The sequence below is a fragment of the Pseudomonas guariconensis genome (genome assembly GCF_900102675.1).
Classification (GTDB): domain Bacteria; phylum Pseudomonadota; class Gammaproteobacteria; order Pseudomonadales; family Pseudomonadaceae; genus Aquipseudomonas; species Aquipseudomonas guariconensis.
This window is the reverse complement of record NZ_FMYX01000010.1, coordinates 161,649-181,759: the sequence shown is the minus strand read 5'-3', so window position 1 is coordinate 181,759 and position 20,111 is coordinate 161,649. Positions and strand designations below refer to the sequence as shown.

General features: G+C 62.5%; 18 protein-coding genes and 1 other RNA gene. 9 read left to right on the top strand and 10 right to left on the bottom strand.

All coding sequences use genetic code 11. The features are described 5' to 3' along the window. Positions 1 to 189 precede the first annotated feature (189 nt). From zipA to BLS27_RS17420, 5 genes are all read left to right on the top strand, one after another. Positions 190 to 1,062: a cell division protein ZipA gene (gene zipA, locus BLS27_RS17440; protein ID WP_090345966.1), complete on the top strand. Its 873-nt coding sequence runs from the start codon at positions 190 to 192 to the stop codon at positions 1,060 to 1,062. 99 nt (positions 1,063 to 1,161) lie between these two features. Beyond that, positions 1,162 to 3,516, top strand: a complete 2,355-nt coding sequence (ligA, locus tag BLS27_RS17435) for an NAD-dependent DNA ligase LigA (protein WP_043215539.1) — start codon at positions 1,162 to 1,164, stop codon at positions 3,514 to 3,516. A gap of 119 nt (positions 3,517 to 3,635) precedes the next feature. After that, an RNA gene (gene ffs / locus BLS27_RS17430) (signal recognition particle sRNA small type) lies at positions 3,636 to 3,732 on the top strand. 165 nt (positions 3,733 to 3,897) lie between these two features. After that, positions 3,898 to 4,308: a hypothetical protein gene (locus tag BLS27_RS17425; RefSeq protein ID WP_090345963.1), complete on the top strand. Its 411-nt coding sequence runs from the start codon at positions 3,898 to 3,900 to the stop codon at positions 4,306 to 4,308. A gap of 17 nt (positions 4,309 to 4,325) precedes the next feature. Further along, the gene (locus BLS27_RS17420) at positions 4,326 to 6,260 is read left to right on the top strand and encodes a hypothetical protein (protein WP_090345960.1); all 1,935 of its coding nucleotides are present in this window, start codon (positions 4,326 to 4,328) and stop codon (positions 6,258 to 6,260) included. On the opposite strand, the gene BLS27_RS17415 is transcribed toward BLS27_RS17420, so the two are convergent. Next, the gene (locus BLS27_RS17415; RefSeq protein WP_043215544.1) at positions 6,254 to 6,658 is read right to left on the bottom strand and encodes a helix-turn-helix domain-containing protein; all 405 of its coding nucleotides are present in this window, start codon (positions 6,656 to 6,658) and stop codon (positions 6,254 to 6,256) included. The two genes, BLS27_RS17420 and BLS27_RS17415, sit on opposite strands and share 7 nt — an antisense overlap. An 83-nt stretch (positions 6,659 to 6,741) precedes the next feature. Here BLS27_RS17415 and BLS27_RS17410 point away from each other — a divergent pair, with 83 nt between their 5' ends. After that, the gene (locus BLS27_RS17410) at positions 6,742 to 7,236 is read left to right on the top strand and encodes a DUF2938 domain-containing protein (protein ID WP_090346009.1); all 495 of its coding nucleotides are present in this window, start codon (positions 6,742 to 6,744) and stop codon (positions 7,234 to 7,236) included. Between the two features lie 3 nt (positions 7,237 to 7,239). On the opposite strand, the gene BLS27_RS17405 is transcribed toward BLS27_RS17410, so the two are convergent. Continuing rightward, the gene (locus BLS27_RS17405; RefSeq protein WP_418789809.1) at positions 7,240 to 8,004 is read right to left on the bottom strand and encodes a substrate-binding periplasmic protein; all 765 of its coding nucleotides are present in this window, start codon (positions 8,002 to 8,004) and stop codon (positions 7,240 to 7,242) included. 155 nt (positions 8,005 to 8,159) lie between these two features. On the opposite strand from BLS27_RS17405, the gene dnaX reads away from it, so the two are divergent. From dnaX to recR, 3 genes are all read left to right on the top strand, one after another. Then, a complete protein-coding gene (dnaX, locus tag BLS27_RS17400) occupies positions 8,160 to 10,232 on the top strand; it encodes a DNA polymerase III subunit gamma/tau (RefSeq protein ID WP_090345953.1) in 2,073 nt (690 codons plus the stop codon). 65 nt (positions 10,233 to 10,297) lie between these two features. Beyond that, entirely contained in the window at positions 10,298 to 10,624 is a 327-nt protein-coding gene (locus BLS27_RS17395; protein ID WP_043212277.1) for a YbaB/EbfC family nucleoid-associated protein, read from the top strand. 301 nt (positions 10,625 to 10,925) lie between these two features. Then, entirely contained in the window at positions 10,926 to 11,528 is a 603-nt protein-coding gene (gene recR, locus BLS27_RS17390) for a recombination mediator RecR (protein ID WP_070574258.1), read from the top strand. A 56-nt stretch (positions 11,529 to 11,584) separates the two neighbouring features. Here recR and BLS27_RS17385 read toward each other — a convergent pair whose 3' ends face one another. The 8 genes from BLS27_RS17385 to ccoG all read right to left on the bottom strand — a co-directional run bounded on the left by BLS27_RS17385 (position 11,585) and on the right by ccoG (position 20,026). After that, positions 11,585 to 12,133 (bottom strand): adenine phosphoribosyltransferase, encoded by a 549-nt coding sequence (locus BLS27_RS17385; RefSeq protein ID WP_043212282.1) that lies wholly within the window; start codon positions 12,131 to 12,133, stop codon positions 11,585 to 11,587. A gap of 49 nt (positions 12,134 to 12,182) precedes the next feature. Then, positions 12,183 to 12,917 (bottom strand): Crp/Fnr family transcriptional regulator FnrA, encoded by a 735-nt coding sequence (gene fnrA / locus BLS27_RS17380; protein ID WP_070574256.1) that lies wholly within the window; start codon positions 12,915 to 12,917, stop codon positions 12,183 to 12,185. A 188-nt stretch (positions 12,918 to 13,105) separates the two neighbouring features. Beyond that, positions 13,106 to 14,488, bottom strand: coding sequence for an oxygen-independent coproporphyrinogen III oxidase (hemN, locus tag BLS27_RS17375; RefSeq protein WP_043212285.1), 1,383 nt, complete (start codon positions 14,486 to 14,488; stop codon positions 13,106 to 13,108). Positions 14,489 to 14,602: 114 nt separating this feature from the next. Beyond that, positions 14,603 to 15,286, bottom strand: coding sequence for a sulfite exporter TauE/SafE family protein (locus BLS27_RS17370; protein WP_043212288.1), 684 nt, complete (start codon positions 15,284 to 15,286; stop codon positions 14,603 to 14,605). After that, positions 15,279 to 15,491 (bottom strand): cbb3-type cytochrome oxidase assembly protein CcoS, encoded by a 213-nt coding sequence (gene ccoS, locus BLS27_RS17365; RefSeq protein WP_043212290.1) that lies wholly within the window; start codon positions 15,489 to 15,491, stop codon positions 15,279 to 15,281. Before ccoS ends, BLS27_RS17370 begins: the two co-directional genes overlap by 8 nt. Next, the gene (locus BLS27_RS17360; protein WP_090345951.1) at positions 15,470 to 17,941 is read right to left on the bottom strand and encodes a heavy metal translocating P-type ATPase; all 2,472 of its coding nucleotides are present in this window, start codon (positions 17,939 to 17,941) and stop codon (positions 15,470 to 15,472) included. Before BLS27_RS17360 ends, ccoS begins: the two co-directional genes overlap by 22 nt. A gap of 124 nt (positions 17,942 to 18,065) precedes the next feature. After that, positions 18,066 to 18,596: a FixH family protein gene (locus BLS27_RS17355; protein WP_043212295.1), complete on the bottom strand. Its 531-nt coding sequence runs from the start codon at positions 18,594 to 18,596 to the stop codon at positions 18,066 to 18,068. A 14-nt stretch (positions 18,597 to 18,610) separates the two neighbouring features. Beyond that, complete coding sequence (gene ccoG / locus BLS27_RS17350) at positions 18,611 to 20,026, bottom strand: cytochrome c oxidase accessory protein CcoG (RefSeq protein ID WP_043212297.1); 1,416 nt, start codon at positions 20,024 to 20,026, stop codon at positions 18,611 to 18,613. Positions 20,027 to 20,111: the final 85 nt, after the last annotated feature.

The following is a 20,111-nucleotide window of genomic DNA, read 5'->3' as shown; positions in this document are numbered from 1 at the left end:
GCAGGATACGTGGGGAAATCCCCCCGACATGTGCGACAGACGGTGTAAAGTTGCCTTTGGTCGTGCTAGCTTTATGTCACTTATTTTTTGCGTGGGTAAAACGCCTGTCAGAACATAGAGTTGGCGCCACGTGTTAAAGGGCTTTGAAGCCTTTGTTTTCAAGCATATTTTTTAGAGGCACGGGATTACATGGAAATCGGTCTGCGCGAATGGCTGATCGTCATCGGCGTCATTGTCATCGCCGGTATTCTTTTCGACGGCTGGCGCCGCATGCGCGGCGGCAAGGGCAAGTTGAAATTCCGTCTGGATCGCAGCTACTCCAATCTGCCGGACGACGAGGGCAGCGCCGAGGTACTGGGCCCTGCACGCGTACTGGAAACCCAAAAAGAACCCGAGCTGGACGAAAGCGATCTGCCTTCGGTCAGCGCCCCGGCGCTCGAGCGTGAGCCCAAGCCAGCCAAAACCAACAAACGTGGCAAGCGCGCCAGCGAGCCACAGCAGGGCGACCTGAACCTGGCTGCCGAGCCGCGTGAGCCGGACCTGTTTGCCGACGCCGATGATGATCGTCCTGCCGAGCACAGCCGCCACAACGGTGCAGGCGCGGGCAATACAGTCAAAGAACTGCCTCCGGCCGAGGAAGTACTGGTGATCAGCGTGATCTCCCGCGACGAGGGGGGGTTCAAGGGGCCGGCCCTGCTGCAGAACATCCTCGAAAGCGGCCTGCGTTTCGGCGAGATGGACATCTTCCATCGGCACGAGAGCATGGCCGGTCACGGCGAAGTGCTGTTCTCCATGGCCAATGCGGTCAAGCCAGGGGTGTTCGATCTGGACGATATCGACCATTTCAGCACTCGCGCGGTGAGCTTCTTCCTGGGCCTGCCAGGCCCGCGTCACCCCAAGCAGGCCTTCGACGTGATGGTCGCTGCCGCCCGCAAGCTGGCCCATGAACTCAACGGCGAGCTCAAGGATGACCAGCGTAGCGTACTGACCGCCCAGACCATCGAGCACTACCGCCAGCGCATCGTCGAGTTCGAGCGTCGCGCGCTGACCCAGAAGCGTTGATGGCCCCCAGCGGGCGGACCTGCCTTGATCCTGCCCGCCCGATTTGAGCAAAAAGAGCAGCCCTGTGCTGCTCTTTTGCGTTGCAAGAGAAGATGAACGATGAACGCCGAAAACCGTATCCATGAACTGCGTGCCGAACTCGAACAGCACAATTACCGCTATTACGTGCTGGACGAGCCGAGCGTGCCTGACGCCGAATACGACCGTCTGTTCAACGAGCTCAAGGCGCTGGAGGCCGAGTATCCGCACCTTGTGACGCCCGATTCGCCAACCCAGCGCGTCGGCGGGGCGGCGCTGGCGGCGTTCAGCCAGGTGCGCCACGAAATTCCTATGCTCAGCCTGGGCAATGCCTTCGAGGAAGACGACCTGCGCGACTTCGATCGGCGCGTGGTGGAGGGGCTGGATCTGCCGGCCGGCGATCTGTTCGCTGAGCAGGCCGCGGTCGATTACAGCTGTGAGCCCAAGCTCGATGGCCTTGCAGTCAGCCTGCTGTATCGCGACGGCCAACTGGTGCAGGGCGCCACTCGGGGGGATGGCACCACGGGCGAGGACATCAGCGCTAACGTGCGTACTGTTCGCAACATCCCGCTCAAGCTGCACGGCGAAGGCTGGCCGGCGGTGCTTGAGGTGCGCGGCGAGGTGTACATGAGCAAGGCCGGCTTCGAGCGCCTGAACGCCGCCCAGGCCGAGAGCGGCGGCAAGACCTTCGCCAATCCGCGCAACGCCGCTGCCGGCAGTTTGCGCCAGCTGGACTCCAAGATTACCGCCAGCCGCCCCCTGGAATTCTGCTGCTACGGGCTGGGCCAGGTCTCCGAGGCCATCGCCGACAGCCATATCGGTATCCTGGAGAAGCTCAAGACCTGGGGCTTGCCCATCAGTCGCGAGCTGCGCCATGCCGCAGGGGTGGAGCAATGCTTGGCGTACTACCGCGACATTGGCGCCCGCCGCAACGATCTGCCTTACGAGATCGACGGTGTGGTGTTCAAGGTCAACAGCCTGGCTGCCCAGCGCGAGCTGGGCTTTCGAGCCCGGGAGCCGCGTTGGGCCATCGCCCACAAGTTCCCGGCCATGGAAGAACTCACCGAAGTGCTCGACGTCGAGTTCCAGGTCGGCCGCACTGGCGCCGTCACCCCCGTGGCGCGGCTCAAGCCGGTGAAGGTGGCTGGTGTCACGGTCTCCAACGCCACGCTGCACAACATGGATGAAATCGCCCGCCTGGGTCTGATGATTGGCGATAGCGTGATCATCCGTCGGGCCGGTGACGTCATTCCGCAAGTGATGCAGGTGGTGATCGAGCGCCGTCCCGACAACGCCCGTCCGGTGGTTGTGCCCAGTCAGTGCCCGGTCTGTGGCTCGCAAGTCGAGCGCACCCAGTTGGTCAAGCGCAGCAAAGGCAAGGAGACCACCAGTGAAGGCGCGGTTTACCGCTGCGTAGGGCGCCTGGCCTGTGCCGCCCAGCTCAAGCAGGCGATCATCCATTACGTTTCGCGCCGAGCCATGGATATCGACGGCCTGGGCGAAAAGAGCGTCGAGCAATTGGTTGACGAAGGATTGATCCGCTCTCCGGCCGACCTGTACGACCTTAAGTTCGAGCAAATCGTCGAGCTCGAGGGCTTTGCCGAAGTGTCCAGCAACAAGTTGCTGGAGGCGATCCAGGCCAGCAAGCAGCCCAGCCTTGCGCGCTTCATCTTCGCCTTGGGGATTCCGGATGTCGGCGAGGAGACCGCCAAAGTCCTGGCCCGCTCCTTGGGCAGCCTGGCGCGGGTGCAAAAGGCGCTGCCGCAGGTGCTGACCTATCTGCCTGACATTGGCCTGGAAGTCGCTTACGAGATCCATAACTTCTTCGAGGATGACCACAACCGTGAGGTCATCCAGCAGTTGCTCGACAGTGGTATGCAGTTGCAGGATGAGGGCGAACTGGCGGCCGAGTTCGCCGCCAGTACTACCTTGGCGGGCATGATCGCCAAGCTCGATATCCCCTCGGTCGGGCCGACGGGCGCGGAAAAACTGGTGGACAAGCTGGGTACCCTGGACAAGATCATCGAAGCCGATGGTATTGACCTGCGCCAGGCTCTGAACACCAAGCAGGCCGAGGCGGTGCGGGAGTTCTTCAGAGTCGAGGCCAACCAGCAGCTGGCCCGTGCCATTGAAGCGCAACTGCTCGACTTCGGCATGCACTGGGCCAGCGAGAAAAGGGTCGCGCAAGGGCTGCCCCTGGCCGGGCAGACCTGGGTGCTGACCGGCACCCTGGAACGCATGAGCCGTGACATCGCCAAGGACAAGCTGGAAAGCCTCGGTGCCAAGGTGGCAGGATCGGTTTCCAGCAAGACCCATTGCGTCGTCGCCGGGCCCGGTGCGGGCTCCAAGCTCGCCAAGGCCAGCGAGCTAGGTGTCAAGGTGCTGGATGAGGAAGCGTTTGTCGCCTTCCTTGAGGGTCACGGCATCGCCGTCTGACCAGCGGAGGGGACAAGTCATTGAGAAATGATGGTTTTTTCTCGATGCAGAGGTTGTAACTTCGCCCCAGACCGGTACAATGGCGCGGCTCGTCACATGGCGAGCCGTCGTGGTGGCCCCATCGGTCCCCCCGCAACGATTACCCGTTAACCTGGTCAGGCCCGGAAGGGAGCAGCCATAGCGGGAACATCGTGTGCCGGGGTGTGGCTGGTGGGGCCGCCTCCATTTCTGGCGTCCGCCAAGCGATTCACCTGTCTCTCCTACCTCTCTCCCTGCGCCAGAATTCAACGTCTGGTAATACCGCGCGTCTTTCTCCCGCCCCTGCGAGCGCCTTATCATGCAAGGCATTCCGTTCGCTGTTTCACCTCCTGAGGTACGCCCATGGATCACCTAGATGACCAGACCCGCCACAAGATCCGTGATTGGCAAATCCGTCGCCTGGAAATCAAGGACCTGATGGCTGCCCATCCCGAGCGGGTTCTGGAGCTGTCGAGGGTGCTCGACCAGATGGAAGAGGAGCATGAGCGCATCCTCGGCGAGGCCGAAGTCATTGCAAACACTGATCAGGGCGTCGTCGCTCAAGGGGCTTTGGGTTTTGAGCTCAAGGTTTCGGCTGGTAGCGCCCGGGACCTGCGCAAGCTGCTGGAAATGGCAATCTATGAACTCGACGGCACGCTGGAAGCCGGCCTCCCAGAAGCACGAAGCTATCCGGGCGGCATGTCGGGCAGCCTTGGGACGTACGAGTACACCCTGACAGTGGCCGAGGCCGGCGGGCCTTGCCGCGTTGAATGATTTTCCCGTGAGCGCGTATGCAACCTGAACACTACGATTTCACCAACCCCGTGTTCCTGCCGGTCTCCCTGGAGACCTGCCAGGGGTTGCTCGATGCCCAGGATCACAGCGCGCTCGATGCGCTGGGCGATGCGCAGTTGGCAGCGGTATTGGTTATCCAGAATCTTGTCGAGGCCAAGGGGCAGGTGCTCGATCCCTCTGCAGCCGAAAAGGTACTGGCCAGGCTGTTGGCCTGGTCGGTCGATGTTCGCCATTCACCTGGGATAGGGCTGTTGTCGGAAGCGCGGCGGTTGTTCGATGCGCGAAAACTGTACTTCGGGCTGGAGCTCATCAAAGGCTCGAAGCTGCATTTGCTGATGGCTGACGAAGTGGCGGCCGGCGAGTACCTGTTACCTGATGGCAAGTGGGATTTCGAGTTCAAGATCCGCCGCCACCAGCGCAACAATCCGTTTCGTCAGCAAGCGATCACCAGGTTCGACAGGGAGCGCTGGCTCACCGCCGAGCAGGACAAGCTGGTCAGGATAGTGCGGGCCAATCCGGACGAGGACTTGCACGTTCAAGGCTATGCGGGTATCGGCAAGAGCTATTTGCTCGGGGCATTGATGGACTGCCTGCCCGCGGGGAGCGTGCTGCCGCTGGCGCGTACCTCCGGCAAATTGCACGCGCTGCGGCGGCGCCTGGGTGTCGCTGCCGATAGCAAGCGAGGCAAGACGTTTGGCGAATTCGCCCATGAGTTGTTGCAGGGCTCGCGACGCGCTCCTGCCAAGGCCGTGAGGGTTCCGCGCAAACGTGCCTTGGCCGAGGAACTGGGCATTCTCGGTTTTCGCCAGTACGGACCGGAGAAAACGCTGGAGATCTGCCTTGAGCTGCTGAAGAACTACTGCGAGTCCTGGGACTACAGCATCACTGCCCGGCACCTGCCCTATTTCGAACACCCGCTGTCCAACCTCGACAGTCGGGTACTGCTGGAATATTCAAGCCGGCTGTGGACCTACCTCCAGGCTAATCCTGCCTGGGACAGCCACACGGGATTCCTGGCACTGTTGCTGATCAAGCGTGCAAGCCTTGCCGGTTGCAGTGTGCCGGCCCGCTATAGCCACGTGATCATCGACGAGAGCCAGGACGTGCCGGCGTCCTTGTTGCAGATCATCGAGCGTGGCCGTCAGGTCCTGATTACCCTTGGCGATGAGTACCAGCGCGCCTGGGGGCCGGGACTGCGCAGGCAGCGCGAGGTGCGTCAGCGCGATATCGCCTTCTCCGTGCGTAGCGGTCCTCAGGTCGAGCGCTTGATCAACCCGCTGATCAGCGTGCATTCGCAAAAGTCCAAGCTGGCATTCGAGGGCGCGGGTAGCGCCGAGGTCGGCGTGGAGTTCTATCCAGAAGGCTTTGTGCCGCCGGAGGGCTGCGTGGTGTTGACCGCATCCCACTGGGACGCGATGAAATGGGCGATGGAACTGGCCGGCAAGCATTACGCAATCGCCTTTGCCGAGCAGATGAACCTGCAGGGCTTCATGGAAACCGCGATCAGGTTGTTCAGGGGAGAGCAGGATAGTGACGAGTCGCATCCGTCCTTCGCTCACTCCACGGATTGGCGGCAGGTTCGCGAAATCCATCAGCACGATGCTGCATTCGTCTGGGTCGAGGCCAGGCTGCAGGAAGGCTTCCGTATCGCTGAGCTGAACAAGGTCAAGGCTCGGGTGACCGGCCAGCCCGGCAGCGTTCTGTTGATGCTGGCCCAGGATGCGGGAGGGTTGGAGTTCGAGCGCGTGCTGTTGACGCCGGAGCTGATGAGCACCGACCCCTTCAAGGACGCCTATGCGTTCGATGCTCGGGTCTGTGCAGTGTACATCGCACTTTCGCGGGCGCGGCGTCAGCTTTACCTGCCCTATGAGGTAGAGGAATGGGTGGCCTACCATAAGAGTCAACCGTTCCGGGAATCGCACGGTTACTGAGGCTTGGCCTGCTTTTTCGCTCGTGTACTGGCGGCGGCAAGCTTCAGCAGTCGCTGAAACGTCGGGCAGTTCAGGTGATCCTCTTCAGGACATGCCGCCGCATGGCGAAGGCCTTTGCTCATCGCTTGCAGGCGCTTGATTCGTTGATCCAGCTCGTCGGCCTTGTCTCGCAGCATCTGTCGATCGACTTGCTGCTCCACCAACATCGCCCCCACTTCATCCAGTGAAAATCCTGCAGCCTGGCCTAGGGCGATCAACCCCAGCCGCTGGGCGATATCGGCAGGGAATTGTCGGCGCTCGCCCTGCCTGGACAGCGACCTGATCAGACCTTTCTTGGCGTAGTAGCGCAGTGTCGAGGCCGGTACCCCTGTGCGCCTGGCCACATCGGCGATGTCCATTTGTGCATCCCTTGACTTGAAGTTGACTTCAACTTCTATGCTGCGCGGCATGGAATTTTCCGTCAATGCCAGAGGGCGTTCGTATGTCTGCCACAACTGCTTTCCTAAGTACTTTGTCGATCGGCATCGGCGCCACGCTGGTCATGGACCTGTGGACGTTGATGCTCAAGCGTATAGGCGTTGCCACCTTGAACTATGCGATGGTCGGACGTTGGGTAGGCCATATGGGACATGGGCATCTGCGCCATGAAGCAATCGCCAAGGCCGCGCCCATTAGGCACGAACGCGCACTGGGCTGGCTCATGCACTACGCCACCGGCCTCGCCTTTGCAGCATTGCTGGTGAGTTTGGCAGGGGAGGCGTGGCTGAGCTCGCCAACACTCTGGCCGGCCCTGGCTTTCGGCTTGTGCTCGGTCGTGGCACCGCTTTGTTTCATGCAGCCTGCCTTGGGGGCAGGCTTCTTTGCGTCGCGTACGCCCAAGCCGCTGGTCAGCTGCCTGCGCAGCGTCGCGACGCATATGGTGTTCGGGGTGGGGTTGTTCTTGAGTGCGATGCTGGTGCAGGCGGGCCCGTGGTGAGGGTCAGCGATCGAGAATCTGGGACGATGTCACTGTCTGCGAGCTGACCGGCCGTGTGGGCGGGGTGCTGTAGCGCTGCAGAATCCGCTCGATCTGCCCTGACTGCTTCATGTGTGCCAGGGCGTTGAGCACCGCCTGGGTGGGGACTGTCGGGTCATTGCGCACGATACAACGCAAGTCCTGCTCCTCCAGTACGGCAAGGGCCTGTAATTGTTGCGCCGGGGGCAGTGTGCGATTGAACCATAGCAGTGAGAATTCGTTGCTCACGGCATGGCGGTAGCGGCCTGCCTGGAGCTTTTGCAAGACGAGAACCTGATTGCGACTGTCTTCGCGACGTAACCGACCTTGGTCAAACAATGCGTCCAGTGAGGGGTAGCGATAGCCTAGGACTGTGCCGACGGCCTGAGTCGGCAGTTGTTCAAGGCGGGTAGGAGCGTACTGACCAGGGCTCCCGACCAGCAGGTCACGCTGGTGAAGGAGAGGGACACTCCACAGGAACTTGTCGAAGCGGTTGTCGAACCACGCCGGGGTCACATGGCAGCGTACATCGACTTCGTCCGCGTCCATCGCCTGTTGCACCCGCAGGCGTGCCATGACGTGATATTCCGCCCGTGTGCCTGTCTCCCGGGCCAGTGTCTGCATCAGATCGAACAGAATGCCCTCCACCGGCTGGTCCTGTTCGATGCGGATCAGCGGCATGCTCCAGCTTTCGGCGACGGAGAATCGCAGCACTGGCTGCTCGGCCAGGGCGTTGCCGGCCCAGAGCATGAGGATGAGCAGGGCTTTGTGCACGTCAATCCTCCTTGATCGCTGCCAATGCGTGCGTTTGTCCTTAGCTTAGACGAGTTCGGCAGGGTGCAATTTTGCCCCCGCTCCGCTAGCATTAGCGATCTTCCGCTTGTTCAGGTTGCGATGGTTTTTTGATGAGTTATCAGGTTCTTGCACGTAAATGGCGCCCGCGCTCGTTCCGCGAAATGGTCGGCCAGGCCCATGTGCTCAAGGCTTTGATCAACGCCCTGGACAACCAGCGCCTGCACCATGCCTATCTATTCACCGGTACGCGCGGCGTGGGCAAGACCACGATCGCGCGGATCATCGCCAAGTGCCTGAACTGCGAAACCGGTATTACCTCAACACCCTGCGGTACCTGTTCGGTCTGCCGAGAGATCGACGAGGGGCGCTTCGTCGACCTGATCGAGATCGACGCGGCGAGCCGGACCAAGGTCGAGGACACCCGTGAACTGCTCGACAATGTGCAGTACGCGCCGAGCCGTGGGCGTTTCAAGGTCTATCTGATCGACGAAGTGCACATGCTTTCCACCCACTCGTTCAACGCCCTGTTGAAGACGCTGGAAGAGCCTCCGCCTTACGTCAAGTTCATCCTCGCGACCACCGATCCGCAGAAGCTTCCGGCGACCATCCTGTCTCGTTGCCTGCAGTTCTCGTTGAAGAACATGAGCCCGGAGCGGGTGGTGGAGCATCTGAGCCATGTCCTGGCTGCCGAAAACGTACCGTTCGAGGAGGATGCCCTGTGGCTGCTCGGCCGTGCGGCTGATGGCTCCATGCGCGACGCCATGAGCCTGACCGACCAGGCCATCGCTTTCGGTGAGGGCAAGGTGCTGGCCGCCGATGTCCGGGCAATGCTCGGCACCCTCGACCATGGTCAGGTGTATGGCGTACTCCAGGCGCTGCTGGAGGGCGATGCGCGGGCGCTACTGGAGGCCGTGCGCAATCTCGCCGAACAGGGGCCGGACTGGAACGGCGTGCTGGCCGAGATGCTCAATGTGCTTCACCGGGTCGCGATCGCCCAGGCGCTGCCAGAGGCCGTGGACAACGGCCAGGGCGATCGTGACCGCGTGCTGGCCCTGGCCTCGGCATTGCCGGCCGAGGATGTGCAGTTCTATTACCAGATGGGCCTGATCGGTCGACGGGACCTGCCGTTGGCGCCGGATCCGCGGGGCGGATTCGAGATGGTCCTGTTACGCATGCTGGCTTTCCGCCCGGCGGATGCCGAAGATGCGCCGAAGCCGGTACTAAAGCCAGTGGGGATCAGCCAGGCCACAGCTGATCCGGCAAAACCGGTGGCAGCCGCGACGCCTGTCGTCGAGCCGCCTGTCGCGAGTGTTCCCGAGCAATCCGAGACGCCGGCCCAGGCAGCTGTTGCTGCTGAGCCAGCGGCTGTGCCGCCGGTCGAACCACCGTCAGCGGTTGTCGACCCGGTACCTGCGCCCGAGCCCGAGCGACAAGTCGAGGTAGCTGCGCCGGAGCCGGATGTGGTGGTGGAGGACGTCATCGACCTGCCGTGGGAAGACCCCGTCGCGTCACCTGCGCCCGACGTCTCGCCCGCGCCGCAGGCTCAGCCTGTTCCGGTGTCCAGTCAGAGCCCAAGCCATGACGAGCCGCCTTTCGATCCGTCAGCCTACGGCTCGGCCGCCATGGACCGCGACGACGAACCGCCGCTCGATGAGGATTACTACACGCCTGACAGCGATCCGGCAGGTTTCAGCTACCTGGACGAATTGGCCGAGCATGTGCACGAAGCCGAGCCGGCGAAGGCGCCGGAGCCTCTGCCAGCGGCCAAGCCGGCCACGGGCTTGGCTCTGCAATGGCTGGAATTATTCCCACAGTTGCCTGTCTCCGGTATGACAGGCAACATCGCCGCAAACTGTACGCTGATTGCCGCTGATGGTGACGATTGGCTGCTGCATCTGGACCCGGGGCAGGGCGCGCTGTTCAATACGACCCAGCAGCGCCGGCTGAACGATGCGCTGAATCAGCACTTGGGACGAACCCTGCGACTGAAGATCGAACTGATCCGCCCCGAGCAGGAAACTCCGGCCCAGGCTGCTGCGCGCAAGCGTGCAGAGCGCCAGCGCGAGGCTGAGGTATCGATCGAGCAGGACCCACTCATCCAGCAGATGATCCGGCAGTTCGGTGCGACGGTACGACAGGATACTATTGAGCCTGTGCAAGCCCTGGTCAGCCAGGGCGAATGAACGGATAACCATGCGCCCGGTAGCGAGCCGGGGCGCATCACATGACCCAATCGAGGTGTACCCCCATGATGAAAGGTGGCATGGCCGGCCTGATGAAGCAGGCCCAGCAGATGCAGGAAAAAATGGCCAAGATGCAGGAAGAGCTGGCCAATGCTGAAGTGACTGGCCAATCCGGTGCCGGCTTGGTCAGCGTGGTGATGACCGGTCGTCATGACGTCAAGCGCATCAGCATCGATGACAGCCTGATGCAAGAGGACAAAGAAGTGCTGGAAGACTTGATCGCTGCTGCTGTGAACGATGCAGTGCGCAAGGTCGAGCAGAACAGCCAGGAGAAGATGGGTAGCATGACTGCAGGCATGCAGCTGCCACCGGGCTTCAAGATGCCGTTCTGACTGTTGCCTGGCCAGGCAATGACTGGCTGCGCATCGAAAAGCCGCTACCGATGATCGGGGCGGCTTTTTTATTTGGCTGTGAAAAGCCATGCTGATCCAGCACATCAGCGACAACGGGTTCGCTGCCCATGCCCGTAGCTTTTGCTCTTCATACGTGATTGATGGTGTCTGGACTATCGCGCATGAAGAGCAAGGGCGGCGGGAAGTGAGGTCGTTGCTGGTGGCCGCTTGAAGGGGGTATTTGACGTATATGACCCCGGCCGGTATAAACCGCCTCCTATTGATCTGTCAGGCCTTTCCCATGAGCTTCAGCCCCCTGATCCGCCAACTGATCGACGCCTTGCGCACGCTGCCCGGTGTCGGCCAGAAAACCGCCCAGCGTATGGCCCTGCAGTTGCTCGAGCGCGACCGCAGTGGCGGTCTGCGTCTGGCCCAGGCCCTGAGCCAGGCCATGGAAGGCGTCGGCCACTGCCGTCAATGCCGGACCCTGACCGAGCAGGAATTGTGCCCGCAATGCGCCGACACGCGCCGTGACGACACACAACTTTGTGTGGTCGAAGGTCCGATGGATGTGTATGCAGTGGAGCAGACAGGGTACCGAGGCCGCTACTTCGTCCTGAAGGGGCATCTGTCACCGTTGGACGGGCTTGGCCCGGATGCGATCGGTATTCCGCAATTGATGGCACGGATCGAGGAGCAAGGCAGCTTCACCGAGGTGATTCTGGCGACCAACCCTACCGTGGAAGGGGAGGCAACCGCCCACTACATCGCCCAGTTGCTGACCGAGAAAGGCCTGATCGCCTCGCGAATCGCCCATGGCGTGCCGTTGGGTGGGGAGCTGGAACTGGTCGATGGCGGTACCTTGGCTCATGCCTTCGCCGGGCGTAAGCCGATCTCGCTCTGAATCATGAACAGAACCGCGCCTGCAGTCGCCTGTAGGCGCAGGGCTCTGACAAAAAATCAGAACTCGCTCAGCGAAAACTCGGTCAGGCAGAAGGTGGGTACGCCCGCAGCCTGCAGGCGGCGCGAGCCGTCCAGCTCAGGCAGGTCGATGATGGCCGCAGCCTCGAACACCTCGGCACCGGTGCGACGGATCAGATTGGCGGCCGCCAGCAGGGTACCGCCGGTGGCGATCAGGTCGTCGAAGATCAGTACCGAATCCCCCTCGCAGAGACTGTCGGCATGCACTTCGAGAAACGCTTCGCCGTACTCGGTCTGGTAAGCCTCCGATAGCACGTCGGCCGGCAGCTTGCCTTGCTTGCGGAACAGGATCAGTGGCTTGTTCAGCTGGTGGGCAATGATCGAGCCGATCAGAAAACCCCGGGCATCCATGGCACCAATGTGACTGAACTCGGCTTCGACATAACGCTCGATGAACTGGTCGGCCACATAGCGCAGCCCGCGCGGCGACTGGAACAGAGGGGTAATGTCGCGGAAGATCACGCCCGGCTTGGGAAAGTCCGGGACCGGGCGGATCAGGGCTTTGAGGTCGAAGGTATCGCTGTGCATGTGGCTTTCCTGGAAAACGGATGCGCCAGTATACCTTGCCGGTGCGGCTTCAGGCTTCTATCGCGCCGCCGGCCAGCGCGCACAGCTGGATCGGGTCGAGGATATGAACTTCCTTGCCCTCGGCCTTGATCAGGCCGTTCTGCTGGAAGCGGGTAAACACCCGGGACACGGTTTCCACCGCCAGGCCCAGATAGTTGCCGATTTCGTTGCGCGACATGCTTAGGCGGAACTGGTTGGCCGAATAGCCCCGGGCGCGGAAGCGGGCGGACAGGTTGACCAGGAAGGTGGCGATGCGTTCGTCAGCGGTCTTTTTCGACAGCAGCAGCATCATCTGCTGGTCATCGCGAATCTCCCGGCTCATGACCCGCATCAACTGGCGACGCAACTGGGGCAGCTGGACCGACAGCTCATCCAGCCGCTCGAAGGGGATCTCGCAGACCGAGGTGGTTTCCTGGGCTTGGGCCGACACCGGGTAGGTCTCGGTGTCCATCCCCGACAGCCCGACCAGTTCGCTCGGCAGATGGAAGCCGGTGATTTGCTCTTCGCCACCATCACTGAGGCTGAACGTTTTCAGGGCGCCGGAACGTACGGCGTAGACCGAGCCGAAATTGTCACCCTGGCGGAACAGGAACTCACCCTTTTTCAGGGGACGGCCACGCTTGACGATTTCATCCAGTGCATCCATGTCCTCCAGATTGAGTGACAGGGGCAGGCACAGGGGGGCCAGGCTGCAGTCCTTGCAATGGGCCTGGTTGTGTGGGCGCAGTTTGACTGGCTCGGACATTTCTATCGATCCTTGTGGGAAAGCACACATAAGCTGTAAGGGTAACTCACAGCATAGGCAGTAGGCCAGCGTGCGCTATTTTGGTGCGACCTGGCCGGGGCTTTGGCGGGAGTATGCCAAGGCCTGTTAACTGTCCATAGTGTGCCTGACAAGGCGTTCTGTCCATGCGGTTGATCGACTCGGTTTGTTTATATCACCCGAGAGAAGCGTTGCTGGTTGTGCATGGCCAAATAGGCGTCGAACACCATGCACACCGAACGTACCAGCAGTCGCCCGGCAGGCAGTACCCGAATACCCTTTGCATCCAGGCTGATCAGACCATCACGCTGCATGGCCTGCAATTGTGGCCATTGGTCCTTGAAGTAACCTCGAAAGTCGATGGTGAAAGCTTGCTCGATGCTGTCGAAGTCCAGCTCGAAATGGCAGATCAATTGCTGGATCACCGCGCGTCGCAGGCGGTCATCCGGGTTGCACAGCAGCCCGCGCTGGGTGGCCAGCTGGGCGCTGGAAAGGGTGTCTTGGTAGGTGGCCAGGTCGCTGCTGTTCTGGCAGTAGAGATCGCCGATCTGGCTGATGGCCGATACGCCCAGGCCAATCAGGTCGCAGTGGCCGTGGGTGGTATAGCCCTGGAAGTTGCGTTGCAGGGTGCCCTCTTCTTGGGCGATCGCCAGCTCGTCATCGGGCAAGGCGAAGTGGTCCATGCCGATGTAACGATAGCCGGCGCACGTCAATTGCTCGATGGTGCCCTGGAGCATTTCCAGCTTGGCCGAAGGCGTTGGCAGCTCAGCGCTGTCGATGCGTCGCTGGGGCATGAAGCGCTCGGGCAGGTGGGCATAGTTGAATACCGAAAGGCGGTCCGGCTGCAGGCGGATCACTTCCTCGACGGTGCGGGCGAAGCCTTCCGGGGTCTGGCGGGGCAGGCCATAGATCAGATCGAGGTTGACCGAGCGGAACTGCAAGGTGCGTGCGGCCTCGATCAAGGTGCGGGTCTGCTCCAGACTTTGCAGGCGGTTGATCGCGCGCTGCACGGCCGGGTCGAGATCCTGCACGCCCAGGCTGACGCGGTTGAAGCCCAGCTCGCGCAAAAGGCCCATGGTCGACCAGTCGGCTTCGCGTGGGTCGATCTCGATACCGTAGTCGCCGGAGTCGTCGTCCAGTAGGTGGAAGTGCTGGCGCAGGGTGGCCATCAATTGGCGCAGTTCGACATGGCTGAGGAAGGTGGGTGTGCCTCCACCGAAATGCAATTGCTCGACCCGCTGCTTGGCATCCAGATGGCAGGCGATCAGCTGGATCTCTTGCTCCAGGCGTTGCAAGTAAGGCTGGGCTCTGGCGCGATCCTTGGTGATGACCTTGTTGCAGGCGCAGTAGTAGCAGATGTTGGCGCAGAACGGCACGTGTACGTACAGCGACAGTGGGCGGACCGCGCGACGGCTCTCGCGCAGGGCGTGGAGCAGGTCGAACGAACCCACTTCGCCGTGCAGTTGCATGGCGGTCGGATAAGAGGTGTAGCGTGGGCCGGCCAGATCGTAGCGGCGGATCAGGTCGCAGTCCCAGCGTAGGTCGTCGAGCATGGTGGTCCCCGGAGAGAGCGGCAGTGTCCGGAGTCTAGGGCGGCCCGCTGGGGCTCGTCTTGATTTGCATCAACGGGGTCTGGATGGGAGCGCGTAGCTGGGGCTGAGGCGCTGTCAGTGTCCCATCAACCAGTGCTGGTGCGGCCCTGGCAGGGTCCACAGGCCGAACAGGACCACCAGCAGTCCCCCGGCCATGCGTACGCCGCGCCGCCGCAGCACCGCGCCGATGCGTTCGGCAGCCAGCCCCGTAGCCACCAGCACCGGCCAGGTCCCGATGCCGAACGCCAGCATCAAGGCCGCGCTATGAGCGGCATTGCCCTGGCTGGCAGCCCATAGCAGTGTGCTGTACACCAAGCCGCACGGCAGCCAGCCCCACAGGGCTCCGAGCAGCAGCGCCCGGGGCAGGCTGGAGACTGGCAGCAGGCGAGTGGCCAGGGGCTGGATGTGGCGCCACAAGCCGCGGCCCAGTGCTTCGATGCGGGTCAGGCCGCTCCACCACCCCGCCAGGTACAGGCCCATGGCGATCAACAGCAGTGCAGCGACCACGCGCAGGCCTTGGGCCAGTGGGCTGCTGGCCAGTGCCACGCCGGCCAGGCCGAGCAACAGGCCTGCGGTGGCATAGCTCAGTACGCGCCCTAAGTTATAGGCCAGCAGCAGGTGCAGGCGACGGCTGCGTTGCTCAGGAGGGATGGCCAGCGTCAGGGCGCCCATCAGGCCGCCGCACATGCCCAGGCAGTGCCCACCGCCGAGCAAGCCTAGGACCAGTGCCGAGCCGAGCAGGGGAAGCAGGTCAGGCACGGGTGGGCGGATCCTTGTCGTCTGGCTGGTTTTCGTCGGGTTTGACAGCGGCCTGGTGGCGTGGGTCCTGATCGTCGAACAGGATGCTGTGGGCAGGGCTGTCGAGGTCGTCGTATTGGCCGCTGTCCACTGCCCAGAAAAAGATGTAGACGGCCACGCCGACGATCAGCAGAGCCGCGGGGATCATGACGTAGAGGGCGGGCATAGCGGTTTCCTTTCGGTCGCGGGCGTCTGGCTCGCAAGCAGGCTCGCGCCTGTCGGCCGGGTCAGGCGCAGGGCATTGAGCACCACGATCAGCGAACTGACCGACATGCCGATGGCTGCCCAGACCGGGGTGATCCAGCCGAGGGCGGCGAACGGCAACATGAGGCCATTATACAAGGTCGCCCAAAGCAGGTTCTCGATGATATTGCGGCGAGTGCGTCGGGCCAGGTCGAAGGCTTGCACCAGAGCGTCCAGACGGTTGGACAACAGCACTGCGTCGGCGCAGGTCTTGGCAAGATCAGTGGCCGAACCCATGGCGATGCTTATGTCGGCGGCGGCCAGCACCGGCACGTCGTTGACCCCGTCTCCCAGCATCAGCACCTTGCGACCCTCGGCCTGCAGCGCCTTGAGGCGTTCCAGTTTGTCGTCCGGGCGCAGGCCGCCAATGGCCTGGTCAATGCCCAGTTGTGTGGCGACTTCAGCGACCATTGGCGAGTTGTCGCCCGATAGCAGCAGGGTGTGCCAGCCACGGGCTTTGCAGGCGGCCAGCAGGGCAGGTGCGTCATCACGCAGCCGATCATCCAGGCCGAACCAGGCCAGCGGACCTTGGCGATCACCCAGCAGCAACCATTGGCCACGCGCCTCTGGTACTGGCGGGATCTGGGCGCCACTCAACGCGCAAACGAACGTGGCCTGGCCGATGCGCAGTTGCTGCCCGTCGAAGCGCCCCTCCAGCCCCAGCCCGGGCACGGTCTGCACATCTTCTGCTGGCTCGGCGGTACGACCGAAGGCGCGAGCGATGGGGTGCTCGGAGCGGTTCTCCAAGGCGGCGGCCAGCGCCAGGCAACGATCGGCAGGCAGCGCCCCCAAGGGGAGGATACTGCGTAGCGCCAAGCGACCCTCGGTGAGGGTGCCGGTCTTGTCGAAGATTACCGTATCGACCTGGTTCAGCCCTTCCAACACATGGCCTCGCGTCACCAGCAGGCCCAGTTTATGCAGGGTGCCGGTGGCGGCGGTGAGGGCGGTCGGAGTGGCCAGGGACAGCGCGCAGGGACAGGTCGCTACCAACATGGCCAGGACGATCCAGAAGGCTCGCGTCGCATCGAGTTGCCACCACAGCAGGCCAATGGCTACGCTGGCCACCAGCGTGAACAGCAGGAACCATTGAGAGGCGCGGTCGGCAATCTCGGCCAGGCGCGGTTTTTCCGACTGGGCTCGCTCCAGCAGGCGCACGATGGCTGAGAGGCGCGAGTCCTGGCCAGTGGCTTCGACCGCCACGGTCAACGTGCTCTCGACGTTCAAGGTGCCGCCGGTGACCCGGTCACCGACCTGCCGTGCCAGAGGCAGGTATTCACCGGTGAGCAGCGATTCGTCCACGCTGGAGCGGCCATCGACAATACGCCCGTCGGCGGGGATCACCGAGCCAGGCAGCACCTGGACCCGATCACCCTGGTTGAGCTCGCCGAGCAGGATGCGCTCAGCGTTTCCGACGCTGTCCAGGCGCAGGCAGGAGGCGGGGAGCAGGTTGACCAGTTGGGCGGTGGCCGCTGCTGTGCGCTCCCGCGCACGGCGTTCCAGATAACGGCCGGTGAGCAGGAACAGCGCGAACATACCGACGGTGTCGAAGTACAGCTCGCCGCTGCCGGTGATGGCAGTCCAGATGCCGGCGCCATAAGCCAGGGCAATGGCCAGAGACACCGAGACGTCCATGGTCAGGTGGCGTGTGCGCACGTCGCGGGCGGCACCTTTGAAGAACGGTGCGCAGCTGTAGAACACGATTGGGGTAGTCAGAAACAGCGCGACCCAACGCAGGATAGTGTGCAGTTCCGGGCTCAGGTCGATGTTGAATTCCGGCCAGGTGGCCATGGTCGCCATCATCGCCTGGAACCACAGCAGGCCTGCCACGCCCAGGCGGCGCAGCGCACTGCGGTTCTCCTGGGCCAGGCGTTCGGCGGCTTGGTCCGGTTGATAGGGGTGGGCCGCGTAACCGATCTGGCGCAGTTCGGCCAGCAGCTGGGAAAGGGGCAATTGGCGGTCGTCCCAGGTCACCAGCAAGCGGTGATTGGACAGGTTCAGTCGTGCTTCGGCGACGCCGGCCACGTTACGCAGATGCTTTTCGATCAGCCAGCCGCAGGCGGCGCAACTGATGCCTTCGATCATCAGTGTGGCTTCGGACAGCTCGTCTTGGTGACGTACGAACGCCTGCTGCACATCGGCGCGATCGTAGAGCGCCAGTTCGTCCTGCAATTGCCGAGGCAGGGCTTCGGGGTTAGCGCTGGTGTCGCTGCGATGCTGATAGTAGTGCTCCAGGCCACCTGCGACGATGGACGCAGCCACTGCCTGGCAGCCCGGGCAGCAGAACTGACGCGGCTCGCCAAGGACTACCGCGGTGAAACGACTGCCGGCGGGGATGGGGAGGGCGCAGTGGTAGCAGGGGGTGGGTTGGGTCATGTGATGTCTTCTGGCTGCAGCGCAACCCTGTGGGGCGGGTTCACCGCGTAATGGCGCCGGACTGCCTGTCTCATCGCCAGGTCGGGCGCCATCGTGCGGTAAACCTGCTCTAACGGGGAATCGTTTACTCTTGGTGCTCGGCGCCCTGCAGGGCCTCGTCGCCCAGCGCCAGGGTCACGCCATGGGCAACTTTCTCCTCCTCGAACAGACGCCAGACGTGACCGTCTTCGCTGCCCAGCAGTTCGACGAAGCGCCGGCCTTCGACCCGGTCGTCGAGCTGGCCGAGGTAACGACCGGGTTCGCTGCGGGCTAGCTGTACCTTGCGGTCCTTGTCTGGCTGGGTGGGCGAGATCAGATTCAGCTCCAGCGTCTGAGGGGCGCTGTTGCCGGTCAGGCGTACATCGACTTCGCCGGTCAGTTCGTCCAGGTGCACACTGGCCTTGAGGTTGAGGGTCTGGGCCAGCAGTTCACGATCCAGGGAGCGATTGATGCCTTTGCCGGCCTCGTAGTAGTTGTCGTTCACCAAGTTGTCGGGGTTGTGCACGGCGATGCTGACCATGGTCAGGCTCAGGCATACCGAGGTGGCCAGGATACCGATGATGATCCACGGCCAAAGGTGTTTGTACCAGGGGCTGTCGGCGGTTGCGGCAGGCATTGTCGAATTCTCTCTCAGCGTATTTGCGGGCCGATGAAGCGGCTCTTGGCTTCAACCTGGGTGGCGCTTTGATCAGCGTCCTTGAGGATGAAGGTGATTTCGTTGGTGGTCGAGGGCAATTGCTCGGGCGCGACCGACAACTGCACTGGCAGGCTGACGATATCGCCGGCAGCGACGCGGATCTCGCGATGGCCTTCGAGCTGCAGGCCCGGCAGGCCGGTGGCGTCGAGCACGTAGACGTGGTCGCGCTGGTCCTTGTTCATGACCTTGAGGCTGTATACGTTCTCGATCCGTCCTTGGGCGTTTTCGCGATACAGCACTCGGTCCTTGCTGACATCGAAGCCCACCAGCGAGCGGGTGGCGAAGGCGGTGGCAAGCAGACCGATCATCACCAGTAGCACCACGGCGTAGCCGATCAGGCGTGGACGCAGCATGTGGGTCTTCTGCCCGGACAGGTTGTGCTCGGTGGTGTAGCTGATCAGTCCTTTGGGATAGTCCATTTTCTCCATGATGTTGTCGCAGGCGTCGATGCAGGCCGCGCAGCCGATGCACTCGATCTGCAGACCGTCGCGGATGTCGATGCCGGTGGGGCAGACCTGCACGCACATGGTGCAGTCGATGCAGTCGCCCAGGCCTTTGGCCTTGTAGTCGATGTCTTTCTTGCGCGGGCCTCGGGTCTCGCCGCGGCGTGGGTCATAGGAGACGATCAGGGTGTCTTTGTCGAACATTACGCTCTGGAAGCGGGCGTAAGGGCACATGTACACGCACACCTGCTCACGCAGCCAGCCGGCATTGCCGTAGGTGGCGAGGGTGAAGAACGCGACCCAGAAATAGGCCCAGCCATCGGCTTGGCCGGTAAAGAACTCGGTGACCAGTTCGCGAATGGGCGAGAAGTAGCCGACGAAGGTCATGCCAGTGACGAAGCCGATCAGCAGCCACAGACTGTGCTTGGCGGCCTTGCGCAAAAACTTGTTGGTGCTCATTGGCGCCTTGTCGAGTTTCATGCGCTGGTTGCGGTCACCCTCGGTGACCTTCTCGCACCACATGAAAATCCAGGTCCAGACGCTCTGCGGACAGGTATAACCGCACCACACACGCCCGGCGAACACCGTGATGAAGAACAAGCCGAAGGCCGCCACGATCAGCAGGCCCGAGAGCAGGATGAAGTCCTGCGGCCAGATGGTGGCGCCGAAGATGTAGAACTTACGCTCGGGCAGGTTCCACCACACAGCCTGATGCTCGCCCCAGTTCAGCCACACCGTGCCGAAGTAGAGCAGGAACAGGATGGCCCCGCCGACCATGCGCAGCCTGCGGAACACGCCGGTGAAGGCACGGGTGTAGATTTTTTCCCGTGAGGCGTAGAGGTCGACGGATTCCTTGCCTTTCTTGGCGGGCGGGGTGACGTCATGTACCGGAATTTGCTTGCTCATCATCATGTCCCACGGCAGTGGAAAAACGCTGCGGCCAGTGCATGCCGACCGCGTTTGTGACCCATCAGGTGTCCGTGCATGATAC

Bases quoted from the DNA above. Each gene is read 5' to 3' on its own strand.
- zipA (WP_090345966.1), top strand. From the start codon at position 190: ATGGAAATCGGTCTGCGCGAATGGCTGATCGTCATCGGCGTCATTGTC.
- ligA (WP_043215539.1), top strand. From the start codon at position 1,162: ATGAACGCCGAAAACCGTATCCATGAACTGCGTGCCGAACTCGAACAG.
- BLS27_RS17425 (WP_090345963.1), top strand. From the start codon at position 3,898: ATGGATCACCTAGATGACCAGACCCGCCACAAGATCCGTGATTGGCAA.
- BLS27_RS17420 (WP_090345960.1), top strand. From the start codon at position 4,326: ATGCAACCTGAACACTACGATTTCACCAACCCCGTGTTCCTGCCGGTC.
- BLS27_RS17415 (WP_043215544.1), bottom strand. From the start codon at position 6,658: ATGGACATCGCCGATGTGGCCAGGCGCACAGGGGTACCGGCCTCGACA.
- BLS27_RS17410 (WP_090346009.1), top strand. From the start codon at position 6,742: ATGTCTGCCACAACTGCTTTCCTAAGTACTTTGTCGATCGGCATCGGC.
- BLS27_RS17405 (WP_418789809.1), bottom strand. From the start codon at position 8,004: ATGCTCTGGGCCGGCAACGCCCTGGCCGAGCAGCCAGTGCTGCGATTC.
- dnaX (WP_090345953.1), top strand. From the start codon at position 8,160: ATGAGTTATCAGGTTCTTGCACGTAAATGGCGCCCGCGCTCGTTCCGC.
- BLS27_RS17395 (WP_043212277.1), top strand. From the start codon at position 10,298: ATGATGAAAGGTGGCATGGCCGGCCTGATGAAGCAGGCCCAGCAGATG.
- recR (WP_070574258.1), top strand. From the start codon at position 10,926: ATGAGCTTCAGCCCCCTGATCCGCCAACTGATCGACGCCTTGCGCACG.
- BLS27_RS17385 (WP_043212282.1), bottom strand. From the start codon at position 12,133: ATGCACAGCGATACCTTCGACCTCAAAGCCCTGATCCGCCCGGTCCCG.
- fnrA (WP_070574256.1), bottom strand. From the start codon at position 12,917: ATGTCCGAGCCAGTCAAACTGCGCCCACACAACCAGGCCCATTGCAAG.
- hemN (WP_043212285.1), bottom strand. From the start codon at position 14,488: ATGCTCGACGACCTACGCTGGGACTGCGACCTGATCCGCCGCTACGAT.
- ccoS (WP_043212290.1), bottom strand. From the start codon at position 15,491: ATGCCCGCCCTCTACGTCATGATCCCCGCGGCTCTGCTGATCGTCGGC.
- BLS27_RS17360 (WP_090345951.1), bottom strand. From the start codon at position 17,941: ATGACCCAACCCACCCCCTGCTACCACTGCGCCCTCCCCATCCCCGCC.
- BLS27_RS17355 (WP_043212295.1), bottom strand. From the start codon at position 18,596: ATGCCTGCCGCAACCGCCGACAGCCCCTGGTACAAACACCTTTGGCCG.
- ccoG (WP_043212297.1), bottom strand. From the start codon at position 20,026: ATGAGCAAGCAAATTCCGGTACATGACGTCACCCCGCCCGCCAAGAAA.